Source organism: Pseudomonas chlororaphis, from assembly GCA_001023535.1.
Lineage (GTDB): Bacteria > Pseudomonadota > Gammaproteobacteria > Pseudomonadales > Pseudomonadaceae > Aquipseudomonas > Aquipseudomonas chlororaphis_E.
Genome location: CP011020.1, coordinates 1,391,450 through 1,403,996, shown reverse-complemented (window position 1 = coordinate 1,403,996; position 12,547 = coordinate 1,391,450). Strand labels below are relative to the sequence as shown.

10 protein-coding genes are annotated in these 12,547 nt (G+C 63.2%); 9 read left to right on the top strand and 1 reads right to left on the bottom strand.

Features of this window, described 5'->3' with window-relative positions; translation table 11 throughout:
* The first annotated feature begins 11 nt into the window (after window positions 1–11).
* Window positions 12–1,280 (top strand): malate dehydrogenase, encoded by a 1,269-nt coding sequence (locus tag VM99_06025; protein ID AKJ97636.1) that lies wholly within the window; start codon window positions 12–14, stop codon window positions 1,278–1,280.
* A gap of 141 nt (window positions 1,281–1,421) precedes the next feature.
* Here VM99_06025 and VM99_06020 read toward each other — a convergent pair whose 3' ends face one another.
* The gene (locus VM99_06020) at window positions 1,422–3,869 is read right to left on the bottom strand and encodes a peptidase (GenBank protein ID AKJ97635.1); all 2,448 of its coding nucleotides are present in this window, start codon (window positions 3,867–3,869) and stop codon (window positions 1,422–1,424) included.
* A gap of 204 nt (window positions 3,870–4,073) precedes the next feature.
* Here VM99_06020 and VM99_06015 point away from each other — a divergent pair, with 204 nt between their 5' ends.
* The 8 genes from VM99_06015 (at window position 4,074) to VM99_05980 (ending at window position 12,316) form a co-directional block, all read left to right on the top strand.
* A complete protein-coding gene (locus VM99_06015; GenBank protein ID AKJ97634.1) occupies window positions 4,074–5,138 on the top strand; it encodes a pilus assembly protein PilM in 1,065 nt (354 codons plus the stop codon).
* Window positions 5,138–5,704 carry a pilus assembly protein PilN gene (locus tag VM99_06010; protein AKJ97633.1) on the top strand — a complete coding sequence of 189 codons (567 nt, stop codon included), beginning with the start codon at window positions 5,138–5,140 and terminating at the stop codon, window positions 5,702–5,704. The genes VM99_06015 and VM99_06010 overlap by 1 nt, the downstream gene beginning before the upstream one ends.
* Window positions 5,701–6,324: a pilus assembly protein PilP gene (locus tag VM99_06005; protein AKJ97632.1), complete on the top strand. Its 624-nt coding sequence runs from the start codon at window positions 5,701–5,703 to the stop codon at window positions 6,322–6,324. The genes VM99_06010 and VM99_06005 overlap by 4 nt, the downstream gene beginning before the upstream one ends.
* Window positions 6,321–6,866: a pilus assembly protein PilP gene (locus VM99_06000; GenBank protein ID AKJ97631.1), complete on the top strand. Its 546-nt coding sequence runs from the start codon at window positions 6,321–6,323 to the stop codon at window positions 6,864–6,866. The genes VM99_06005 and VM99_06000 overlap by 4 nt, the downstream gene beginning before the upstream one ends.
* Entirely contained in the window at window positions 6,863–8,959 is a 2,097-nt protein-coding gene (locus tag VM99_05995; GenBank protein ID AKJ97630.1) for a fimbrial protein, read from the top strand. Before VM99_06000 ends, VM99_05995 begins: the two co-directional genes overlap by 4 nt.
* A gap of 4 nt (window positions 8,960–8,963) precedes the next feature.
* Window positions 8,964–9,482 carry a shikimate kinase gene (locus tag VM99_05990; GenBank protein ID AKJ97629.1) on the top strand — a complete coding sequence of 173 codons (519 nt, stop codon included), beginning with the start codon at window positions 8,964–8,966 and terminating at the stop codon, window positions 9,480–9,482.
* 145 nt (window positions 9,483–9,627) lie between these two features.
* Window positions 9,628–10,728 (top strand): 3-dehydroquinate synthase, encoded by a 1,101-nt coding sequence (locus tag VM99_05985; GenBank protein ID AKJ97628.1) that lies wholly within the window; start codon window positions 9,628–9,630, stop codon window positions 10,726–10,728.
* 10 nt (window positions 10,729–10,738) lie between these two features.
* Window positions 10,739–12,316: a cell division protein gene (locus VM99_05980; protein ID AKJ97627.1), complete on the top strand. Its 1,578-nt coding sequence runs from the start codon at window positions 10,739–10,741 to the stop codon at window positions 12,314–12,316.
* Window positions 12,317–12,547: the final 231 nt, after the last annotated feature.

The following is a 12,547-nucleotide window of genomic DNA, read 5'->3' as shown; positions in this document are numbered from 1 at the left end:
GGAATGCCCACATGTCTGATCTGAAAACTGCCGCTCTCGAATATCACGCTAATCCTCGTCCAGGGAAGCTGAGTGTCGAGCTCACCAAGGCCACCGCTACTGCCCGCGACCTGTCGCTGGCCTACAGCCCCGGCGTAGCCGAACCAGTGCGCGAAATTGCCCGCGACCCTGAACTGGCCTACAAGTACACCGGCAAGGGCAACCTGGTTGCAGTCATTTCCGATGGCACCGCGATTCTCGGCCTGGGTGACCTGGGGCCACTGGCTTCCAAGCCGGTCATGGAAGGCAAGGGCGTGCTGTTCAAGCGCTTCGCCGGTATCGACGTGTTCGACATCGAAGTCGACTCCGAGAGCCCGCAAGCCTTCATCGACACCGTCAAGCGCATCTCCATCACCTTCGGCGGCATCAACCTGGAAGACATCAAGGCGCCAGAGTGCTTTGAGATCGAACGCACCCTGATCGAACAGTGCGACATTCCAGTGTTCCACGACGACCAGCACGGCACCGCCATCGTGACCGCGGCCGGCATGATCAATGCCCTGGAAATCGCCGGCAAGACCCTGCCGGAAGCCAAGATCGTCTGCCTGGGCGCTGGCGCTGCCGCCATCTCCTGCATGAAGTTGTTGGTGAGCATGGGCGCGAAGATCGAAAACATCTTCATGGTCGACCGTACCGGCGTGATCCACTCCGGCCGCGACGACCTGAACCAGTACAAGGCTGTGTTCGCCCACGCCACCGACAAGCGCACCCTGGCTGAAGCGCTGGACGGTGCCGACGTTTTCGTCGGTCTGTCCGGTCCTAACCTGCTGAGCCCGGAAAACCTGCTGCGCATGGCGCCGAACCCGATCGTGTTCGCCTGCTCCAACCCGGATCCGGAAATCTCCCCGGAGCTGGCCCACGCGACTCGTAGCGACGTAATCATGGCCACCGGCCGTTCGGACTACCCAAACCAGGTCAACAACGTATTGGGCTTCCCGTTCATTTTCCGCGGTGCCCTGGACGTTCGCGCCAAGCGCATCAACGAAGAGATGAAAGTCGCGGCGGCCAACGCCCTGCGCGAACTGGCCAAGCTGCCCGTACCTCAGGAAGTGTGCGACGCCTACGGCGGCATCAAGCTGGAATTCGGTCGTGAGTACATCATTCCGAAACCTATGGATGCTCGCCTGATTACCCTGATCTCCGACGCCGTGGCCAAGGCTGCGATCGAGACGGGCGTGGCGACCCTGCCGTATCCGAAGAACTACCCGCTCAAGAGCGTGGATGACGTGTTCAACGGTTAACAGCAGTCGCTCATAAAAAAACCTGGCCTCGGCCAGGTTTTTTTATGAGCTTCGAGCGGCAAGCTTCAAGCTGCAAGTAGAGGCGAAGCCTACCGTGCTTGCTTTGGCTTTACTTGAAGCTTGCGGCTCGCCGCTGCTTTCCTAGAACAGATCGATAGGCGCCGCTTCGTCCGCCGGCAGCGGGCTGCCCGGTGCAACGCCATTGCCCAGTTCGTTGACCGACGGCGGGGTGTCTTCGCTCTTGAACAGCTCGAAGTAGGCCCCCGGGGTGCCCGGGGTGGCGGCACGGCCGCTGACCGGGTCGACGCGCAGGCTGAGGATGCCTTCGGGTTCCGGTTGGGTGTGGGGCGGCTTGTCCTTCAGGGCGGCGCCCATGTAGCTCATCCAGATCGGCAACGCCACGGTGCCGCCGAACTCGCGGCGACCGAGGCTTTCCGGCTGGTCGAAACCAGTCCAGACGGTGGTCACGTAATCGGCGTTGTAGCCGGAGAACCAGGCGTCCTTGGACTCGTTGGTGGTGCCGGTCTTGCCCGCCAGGTCGGTACGCCCCAAGGCCAAGGCGCGACGGCCAGTGCCGAGCTTAATCACGTCCTGCAGCATGCTGTTGAGGATGTAGGTGGTGCGTCCGTCGACGATGCGCTCGGCGACGGCCGGTGCTTGCGGCACCCCTGGGGCGGTCGTGGCTTCGCCCGGCAGGGCGTTGACCGTGAACGTCTCGGTGGACGGAGCGGCCAGTCCATCACTGGCCTGCTCGCCCGTGGGCACGCGTGGCGGGTTAGCCACGAACAGCGTCTCGCCGTTGCGGCTCTCGATCTTGTCGATGATGTACGGCGTGATCTTGTACCCGCCGTTGGCGAAGGTGCTCCAGCCCGTGGCGATTTCCATCGGGGTCAGGGTCGCGGTGCCCAGGGCCAGGGACAGGTTGCGTGGCAGGTCCTGCTTGTTGAAGCCGAACTTGCTGATGTAGTCGATGGTGCGGTCCACGCCGAGCGCTTGCAGCAAGCGGATCGACACCAGGTTGCGCGACTTGTACAGCGCTTCGCGCAGGCGGATCGGCCCGAGGAACGTGTTGGTGTCGTTCTTCGGCCGCCAGACCTTGTCCAGGTACTCGTCGACGAACACGATCGGCGCATCGTTCACCAGGCTGGCGGCGGTGTAGCCGTTATCCAGGGCAGCGCTGTAGACGAACGGCTTGAAGCTCGAACCCGGCTGGCGCTTGGCCTGCAATGCGCGGTTGTAATTGCTCTGCTCGAACGCGAAGCCCCCCACCAGCGAACGGATGGCACCGTCCTGTGGGTCGAGGGACACCAGCGCGCCCTGGGCGGCCGGGATCTGGCTGAACTTGAGGGTATTGTCCGCCTGGCGCTGCACCCGGATCAGGTCGCCGACCTGGGCCACGTCCGACGGCTGGCGAGGGTTGGCGCCCATGCTGTTGGTGTTCAGGAACGGCCGGGCCCATTTCATGCTGTCCCAGCCGACATGCTCTTGCTGCTCGCCGTTGCGGGTCAGGACTTTGAGCCCGTCCTTGTCCACCGAGGTGACGATGGCCGGCTCCAGGCCGCTGATGGTGCGTTGCTTGGTCAGCTCCAGGGCCCAGGCTTCCTGGGTCTTGCCGGGCAAGCGCGATTCCGGGCCGCGGTAGCCGTGGCGCTGATCGTAGGTCATCAGGCCTTCGTGCAGGGCGGTGTTGGCCATTTCCTGCAAGTTGCTGGGCACCGTGGTGGTGACGCGGAAGCCTTCAGTATAGGCGTCGCTGCCATAGCGGCCGACCATTTCGGCACGGGCCATCTCGGCGATGTAGGGCGCGTTCACCTCGGGGGTCGGCACGTGATAGCTGGCGTTCAAGGGCTCGTTGATCGCGGCGGTGTAGTCGCTTTCGCTGATCTTGCCGAGCTTGTACATGCGCCCCAGGATCCAGTCGCGCCGCTCCTTGCTGCGTGCCGGGTTGGCCAGTGGGTTGAAGCGCGACGGGGCCTTGGGCAGGCCGGCGATCATCGCCATCTGCGCCAGGCTCACATCGCGGATCGACTTGCCGTAGTACACCTGCGCCGCCGCCTCGATGCCGTAGGCGCGGTTACCCAGGTAGATCTTGTTCACGTACAGCTCGAGGATCTCGTCCTTGGTCAACTGCCGCTCGATCTGCAAGGCCAGGAGGATCTCGGTGGTCTTGCGCGAGAAGCTGCGCTCGCTGGTCAGGAAGAAGTTCTTGGCCACCTGCATGGTGATGGTGCTGCCGCCGGACTGGATGTGTCCGCTCTTGACCAGTTGGCTGGCGGCGCGCATCAGGCTGCCGGGATCGACGCCGTAGTGGTTGGCGAAATTGTCGTCTTCAGCACTTAGTAACGCATTGATGAAATTGGGGGGAATGTCGGCGAAACGGATCGGTGTGCGGCGCATTTCGCCAAATTCGGCGATCAACTTGTTGTCGCTGCTGTAGACCCGCAGGGGAATCTGCAACTGAATACTTCTCAGAGCCTCCACGGACGGCAAACCCGGACTAAGGTAAAGAAACGCACCGCTCAGACCCAGGAGCAGTCCGCAGAAAACGGCGATGATGGACCATCCGAAAAATTTCAGCAGACGAATCAAGGCTTTTGGATATCCAGGCAAAGAATGAAAAAGGCGCCAGGTGCAGGGAAGGCCCCGTGCTTGCAACAAAGCGAAAAAAACGCTGGGCATTATAAGCATTTTTTTTCGCCAGGAATGCCATCCGGACGTCCGTCGGACCGGAGTGATTGAACGCAACGCATATTAGAGAGTCCGTAACTCACGGATAGTCATAGGGAATTGGTAGTGCTACGACTCTTCAATAAAAAAACCCATGCACTTCTGGGGATCGACATCAGTTCAACGTCGGTGAAGCTGCTGGAGTTGAGCCGCCAGGGCGAGCGCTACCGCGTCGAGTCCTACGCGGTGGAACCGCTGCCGGCCAATGCCGTGGTCGAGAAGAACATCGCCGAACTCGAAGGCGTAGGCCTGGCGTTGTCACGGGTTCTGGTCAAGGCCCGGACGCCCGTGCGCAGCGTGGCGGTGGCCGTGGCGGGGTCGGCGGTGATCACCAAGACCATCGAGATGGACGCCGGCCTGTCCGACGACGACATGGAAAACCAGCTCAAGATCGAGGCCGACCAATACATTCCCTATCCGCTGGATGAAGTGGCCATCGACTTCGAGGTCCAGGGCGTGTCGCCGCGCAGTGACGAGCGGGTCGAAGTGCTGCTGGCGGCCTGTCGCAAGGAAAACGTCGAGGTCCGCGAGGCCGCGCTGGCGCTGGCCGGGCTGACGGCCCGGGTGGTGGACGTGGAGGCCTATGCGCTGGAACGTTCGTTCGGCCTGCTCGCCACGCAACTGGCCGCCTCCCAGGAGCGCCTGACCGTGGCGGTGGTCGACATCGGCGCGACCATGACCACCCTCAGCGTCCTGCACAACGGGCGCATCATCTATACCCGCGAACAATTGTTCGGTGGCCGCCAACTCACCGAGGAAATCCAGCGCCGCTATGGCCTGACGCCCGAGCAAGCCGGCCTGGCGAAGAAGCAGGGCGGCCTGCCCGACGATTATGTCGGCGAGGTGCTGCAACCCTTTCGCGAGGCGCTGGTGCAGCAGGTGTCGCGTTCCTTGCAGTTTTTCTTCGCCTCGGGCCAGTACAGCGCGGTGGACCATATCCTGCTGGCCGGCGGCACGGCCTCGGTCACCGGTCTGGACCGACTGATCGAACAGCGCCTGGGCACGCCGACCCAGGTGGCCAACCCGTTCACCAACATGGCCCTGAGCAGCAAGGTCAATGCCGGTGCGCTGGCCAGTGACGCGCCGGCACTCATGATCGCGTGCGGGCTGGCCCTCAGGAGTTTCGACTGATGGCGCGGATCAACCTCCTTCCCTGGCGCGAGGAACTGCGCGAGGAACGGCGCAAGCGTTTCCTGCTGGCGTTGGTCGGTGCGCTGGTCGGCGCGGTCGGCGTGACGCTGATTGCCGTGCAATACATCGACAGCGCCATCGACCATCAGGTGGCCCGCAACACCCATCTTTCGGAACAGATCGCCGTGCTGGACGAGCGCATCAAACAGATCGGCGACCTCAAGGCCCGTCGCCAGCAGTTGCTGGAACGCATGCGCATCATCCAGGACCTGCAAGGCAACCGGCCCGTCAGCGGGCGCATCTTCGACCAATTGACCAGGACCCTGCCGGACGGGGTTTACTTCACCGAAGTGAAGATGGAAGACGGCACGCTTTCCATCAAGGGGGCCGCCGAGTCCAACAACCGGGTCTCGGACCTGATGCGCAACCTGGATTCATCGGACCTGTTCGATACCCCCAGCCTGACCGAGGTCAAGGCCACCACGGCCGGTCAGCTTGACCAGGCCAACGTTTTCCAGCTGACGGTCCGCCAGACCCGTCCAGTCGATGCGGAGGACGCCCAATGAAGCCGGGGGAATGGCTGGAGGCCCTGCGCAAAGTCGATTTGCGCGAGCTCGACACCAATAACGTCGGTTCCTGGCCGGCACCGATCAAATGGCTGGCGGGCATCCTGCTGGTGGCCATGGTGCTGGGGTTGGGCTACAACTTTGCCTTGAGTGACCTGGAGAACCAGCTGCAGCAGGTGCGCGAGGAAGAAAACACCCTCAAGGAACAATTCGCGGGCAAGGCCCACATGGCGGCGAACCTTGAGCGTTACACCGAGCAGATGAAGCAGATGGAAGCGTCTTTCGGCGTGCTGTTGCGGCAGTTGCCCAGCGACACCGAAGTGCCGGGCCTGCTGGAAGACATCACTCGCACCGGCCTGGGCAGCGGCCTGGAGTTCGAGGAAATCAAGCTGCTGCCGGAAGTCACCCAGCCGTTCTACATTGAGTTGCCGATCCAGATCACCGTCACCGGCGGCTACCATGACCTGGCGACATTCGTCAGCGGCGTGGCCGGGTTGCCCCGGATCGTCACGCTGCACGATTTCGAGATCGCGCCCATGGAGCCCGAGGCGGGCGCCAAGCTGCGCATGAGCATCCAGGCCAAGACCTACCGCTATAACGAGCAGGAGGCGCAGCCATGAGCACGGCGTCTCGCGTTTGCCTGCTGGCGGGCCTGCTGGCATTGACGGGCTGCAACAACGACGACGGTTTCAGCGACCTGGATGCCTACATGAACGAAGTGCGCCTGCGTCCGCCCGGAAAGATCGAGCCGACGCCGACGTTCAAGCCTGCGCAAACCTTCACCTACAGCGCCGCCAACCTGCGCAGCCCGTTTTCCCGACAGATCCGGGTGGACCAGGCGGGTCGCCAGCAGGGCTCGCGCAACGTCCGGCCCGATCCCAACCGGGTCAAGCAGTACCTGGAAGGCTTCAATATCGAGCAATTCGAAATGGTCGGCACGATCTCCAATGCCAGCGGTTCCTTCGCGCTGCTGCGCGGCGCCAGCGGGGTGCATCGGCTAAAGGTTGGTGACTACCTGGGGCGCAACGACGGACGGATCGTCGCCATTACCGCCACTGAGGTCGATGTGATCGAAATCGTTCCCGATGGCGAGGGCGCCTGGCTGGAGCGACCACGGACCATTCCCTTGAAAGAGCACTCATTAGTGGAAACCCAACAATGAACAGGATTTTTTCAGCCTTTGGTGTTTCGCTAGGGATAGCGCTCTTATCACCGATGGTTCATGGGGCCGGCCTGAAGACCCTGGACGTGGCGGCGCTGCCGGGCGACCGCGTCGAATTGAAACTCTCCTTCGACGGGCCGCCGCCGACGCCGCGGGGCTACACCACCGAACAGCCGGCGCGGATCGCCCTGGACCTGCCGGGCGTCACCAATCAACTGGCGAGCAAGAGCCATGACCTGGGCGGCGGCAATGCCCGCAGCGCCACCGTGGTCGAAGCAGGGGATCGCACCCGGCTGATCATAGGGCTGACTCAGTTGGCGCCGTATAACACCCGTATCGAGGGTAACAACCTGTTCGTGGTGGTGGGCAAGGGCGCGGTTCCTGCGATAACCCCTGCGACAGCCCCCGCGCCGGCCGCCGCGGCGCCGCGCCCGGCGCTGGCCAGTGCGGCCCCGGTGAAGGCCCGCGCGCCGGCGGGCAAGGCGATTCGCGGGGTGGACTTCCAGCGCGGCACCCAGGGCGAGGGCAATGTCGTGATCGACTTGTCCGACCCCGCCATCGCGCCGGATATCCAGGAGCGTGAAGGCAAGATCATCCTCAATTTCGCCCGCACACAGCTGCCCGAACCCCTGCGGGTGCGCCTGGATGTGAAGGATTTCGCCACCCCGGTGCAGTTCGTCAATGCCAGTGCCGGCACCGACCGGGCGACGATCAGCATCGAGCCCAGTGGCACCTTCGATTATTCGACCTACCAGACCGACAACAAGCTCACCGTCAGCGTCCGGCCCATGACTGTCGAGGACTTGCAGAAACGCAATGCCGATCGCGCCGCCTACAGTGGTGAAAAGCTTTCCCTCAACTTCCAGGACATCGAGGTGCGCTCGGTCCTGCAACTGATTGCCGATTTCACCAACCTGAACCTGGTGGCGAGCGACACGGTGCAGGGTGGCATCACCCTGCGGTTGCAGAATGTGCCGTGGGACCAGGCGCTGGACCTGGTGCTCAAGACCAAGGGCCTGGACAAGCGCAAGGTCGGCAACGTGCTGCTGGTGGCGCCGGCCGACGAGATTGCGGCGCGTGAGCGCCAGGAGCTCGAATCCCAGAAGCAGATTGCCGACCTGGCGCCGCTGCGCCGGGAGCTGCTGCAGGTCAACTACGCCAAGGCCGCGGACATCGCCAAGCTGTTCCAGTCGGTGACCAGCGCCGAGGCCAAAGCCGATGAGCGTGGCACGATCACCGTCGATGAGCGCACCAACAACATCATTGCCTACCAGACCCAGGACCGGCTCGACGAGCTGCGTCGGATCGTCGCGCAGTTGGATATCCCGGTGCGCCAGGTAATGATTGAGGCCCGGATCGTGGAGGCCAACGTCGACTACGACAAGAACCTGGGCGTTCGCTGGGGCGGTTCGATACAGAACCAGGGCAACTGGAACTCTTCCGGGGTCACGTCCGGGACTTCCACGACCATCGGTACGCCGGGGAGTACGGGCACCAACCAGCCGTTCGTCGACATGGGTGTGTCAGGCAACACCTCGGGGATCGGCATTGCGTTCATCACCGACAACGTCCTGCTGGACCTGGAATTGACGGCGATGGAGAAAACCGGCAACGGCGAAATCGTTTCCCAGCCCAAGGTCGTGACCTCCGACAAGGAGACGGCGAAGATCCTCAAGGGCACGGAAATTCCCTACCAGGAAGCCAGCTCCAGTGGTGCTACCTCGGTGTCGTTCAAGGAGGCCTCGCTGTCGCTGGAAGTCACGCCGCAGATCACGCCGGACAACCGCATCATCATGGAGGTCAAGGTCACCAAGGATGAGCCCGACTACCTGAACAAGGTGCAGGATGTACCGCCGATCAAGAAAAACGAGGTCAATGCCAAGGTGCTGGTCAACGACGGCGAGACCATTGTGATTGGCGGGGTTTTCTCGAATACTCAGAGCAAGGTTGTAGATAAGGTGCCATTTCTTGGCGATGTGCCGTATCTTGGCCGCCTTTTCCGGCGTGATGTGGTCTCGGAGAAAAAATCCGAGCTGCTGGTGTTCCTCACTCCGCGTATCATGAACAACCAGGCGATTGCTGTGAGTCGTTGATTCTGTGCGAAATTTGATTCTTGTAGGGCCGATGGGGGCTGGAAAAAGCACCATCGGCCGTTTGCTGGCCAAAGAGCTGCGCCTGCCGTTCAAAGATTCCGACAAGGAAATTGAATTGCGCACGGGCGCCAATATCCCATGGATCTTCGACAAGGAAGGCGAACCGGGCTTTCGTGACCGTGAGCAGGCGATGATCGCCGAGCTGTGCGCGTTCGAGGGCGTGGTGCTGGCCACCGGTGGCGGCGCGGTCATGCGCGAAGCCAATCGTCGGGCGCTGCATGCCGGCGGACGGGTGGTCTACCTGCACGCGTCGGTCGAACAGCAGGTCGGTCGCACGGCACGCGACCGAAACCGGCCGTTGTTGCGCACCGCCGATCCGGCCAAGACCCTGCGCGACCTGCTGGAGTTGCGTGATCCGCTGTACCGGGAGATCGCCGACCTGGTGGTGGAAACCGATGAGCGGCCGCCGCGGATGGTGGTGCTGGACATCCTTGAGCGCTTGCAGCAACTGCCTCCCCGTTAATGCGCCTGGCGAAATGCGCTATCCTCGACGTCCCGTCGTGGCCCGCTCGGGGCGTGGCGTATGGCCATCGGACGGCGTCGTATCACCGTGGACTTTCGTTAATTGCAGGCAGGACGCTCTGATTCCATCTTCACTGTGGGGACACATGCAGACACTTAAGGTCGACCTGGGCGAGCGCAGCTACCCGATTCACATTGGCGAAGGTTTGCTGGACCAGCCTGAACTGCTGGCGCCGCATATCGCCGGGCGACAAGTGGCGATCATCTCCAACGAAACCGTCGCCCCCCTGTACCTGGAACGCCTGGCTCGCACCTTGTCGGCCTATTCGGTCATTTCCGTGGTAATGCCCGACGGCGAAGCGTTCAAGAACTGGGAAACCCTGCAACTGATCTTCGATGGCCTGCTGAGCGCGCGGCACGACCGCCGCACCACGGTCGTGGCCTTGGGGGGCGGTGTGATCGGCGACATGGCCGGCTTTGCCGCCGCCTGCTACCAGCGCGGCGTCGATTTCATCCAGATCCCTACCACGCTGCTGTCCCAGGTCGACTCCTCGGTGGGCGGCAAGACCGGCATCAACCATCCGCTGGGCAAGAACATGGTCGGTGCGTTCTATCAGCCCAACGTGGTGCTGATCGACACGGCCACCCTCAACACCCTGTCGGCCCGCGAGCTGTCCGCCGGGTTGGCGGAAGTCATCAAGTACGGGCTGATCTGCGACGAGCCGTTCCTGGGCTGGCTCGAAGAGAATGTCGACCGCCTGCGAGCCCTGGATCAGACGGCCCTGACCTACGCCATCGAGCGCTCCTGCGCCGCCAAGGCCGCGGTGGTCGGTGCCGACGAACGGGAGTCGGGCGTGCGTGCCACGCTCAACCTGGGTCACACGTTCGGCCACGCCATCGAAACCCACATGGGCTATGGTGTCTGGCTGCATGGCGAGGCCGTGGCGGCGGGGACGGTCATGGCCCTGGAGATGTCCGCGCGGCTGGGCTGGATCAGCGAGCAGGAGCGTGATCGCGGCATTCGCCTGTTCCAGCGTGCCGGGCTGCCGGTGATCCCGCCCGAGGAAATGACCGAGGCGGATTTCCTCGAACACATGGCAATCGACAAGAAAGTGATCGACGGTCGTCTGCGTCTGGTGCTGCTGCGCCGCATGGGCGAAGCGGTAGTGACCGACGATTATCCGAAAGAGGTTCTACAGGCCACGCTGGGAGCGGACTACCGCGCCCTGGCTCAGCTTAAAGGTTAATAAGATTCCGATGACTAGTTTGCATGCCGACGAGGCGTTCCTCGGCCATTTCCAGTTGAGTCACGACCCTTTTGCGCCACGGGTCCCGGGCTTCAAGTTCTTCCCTGCCCAGCGCAAGCCGGTGCTGGGCCAGTTGCATCACCTGGCGCGCTACAGCCAGTTGCTGCTGGTGGTTACCGGTCCCCAGGGCAGCGGCAAGACCTTGCTGCGCCAGGCCCTGGTGGCCAGCACCAACAAGCAGTCCGTGCAGAGCGTGGTGGTGTCTGCCCGCGGCGCCGGCGATGCCGCGGGTGTGTTGCGCCAGATGGCCGAGGCGCTGAATGTGGCCCAGGCCGAAATCGGTGCGATTCTCGACCAGATCGTGCAACTGGCGCTGACCGGGCAGGAAGTCTACCTGCTGGTGGACGACGCCGAGCAGCTTGACGAGTCGGCCCTCGAAGCCCTGCTGGCCCTGGCGGCCGGCGCGCCGGAAGGCCGTCCCCATGTGTTCCTGTTCGGTGAGTCGTCGCTGATCGCCGAACTGGATCAACTGAGCCTCGAGGAAGAGCGCTTCCACGTCATCGAACTGGCGCCCTACACCGAGGAAGAGACCCGTGAATATCTGGCCCAGCGTCTTGAGGGGGCTGGCCGGGGTATCGAACTTTTTACCGCCGATCAGATCTCTGAGATTCACCAAAGCGCCGACGGCTGGCCTGGCAACATCAACCAGGTTGCCCGCGATGCTCTGATCGAAGTCATGATCGCCAGCCGCTCCGCGGTGAAGCGTCCAAGTATGGGGTTCAACATGCCGAAGAAACACGTATTGGCGATTTCCGCCGTGGTCGTGGTCGCGGTCGCTGCCGCCTGGCTGATGCCAGGGCGCAACAAGGCGCCTACCACGGGCACACCTGCCAACGAACAGGCACAACTGCCCCTCGGCCAGGGCACGCCACAACCTAACGGCGGCGCACCGGCGGTGGAATTTGCCGGCAACACCCAGCCAATGCCGCTGCCGCTGGTCGGCCAGTCGCAACCGGTCATGCGTGGGCCCCTGGCCGAAGCCGCCGGCGGAATCACCGAGGGTGACGATGGCGCGGCACCGCCGATCGACGACAGCAGCGACACGCCGCCGACCGTGACCACCACCGCGCCGCCAGCCGGCGTGCCGGCCGGTCCGGCCCCGACGCCAGCACCGACCCCGGCCGCCAAGCCAACCCCGACCCCGACCCAGGTGGCCACCGCCAAGCCTGCGCCGACGCCGGCCCCGGCCACCAAGCCCGCCGCGCCGGCGGCCAAGCCTGCGGCACCGGCCAAGGCCGCTGGCGGCAACTGGTACGCCGGCCAGGCACCGAGCAACTACGTGGTGCAGATCCTCGGCACCAGCTCGGAAGCCACCGCCCAGAACTTCGTCAAGGAGCAGGGCGGCGAGTACCGCTATTTCAAGAAAGTGCTCAACGGCAAGCCGCTGTATGTCATCACCTATGGCAGCTTTGCCAACCGTGATGCGGCTGTTTCCGCCATCAAGGCCTTGCCAGCGAAGGTCCAGGCTGGTAAACCTTGGCCTCGCACTGTCGCCAGTGTCCAACAGGAACTGGCTGCAACTCGCTGAAGATTCGGCGGCCTTACCCAGGCCGCCTCTCCCGGCAACCTCAACATTTCCACAAGGGCGAGCGGCCTTTCGGGCCGCGCGCCTTGTGGTGTCTGCGTCACAGTAGCGTTTGAGTCGTCGCGGTCGGAACCCAAAAAAGTTTTGACTAGCACAGCATATAGCTTTAAACCTTTCACAAATGCGACATGAATTTGCGACAGTTCGTCGTCAAATTTGTGGGGCTTCGTGTCG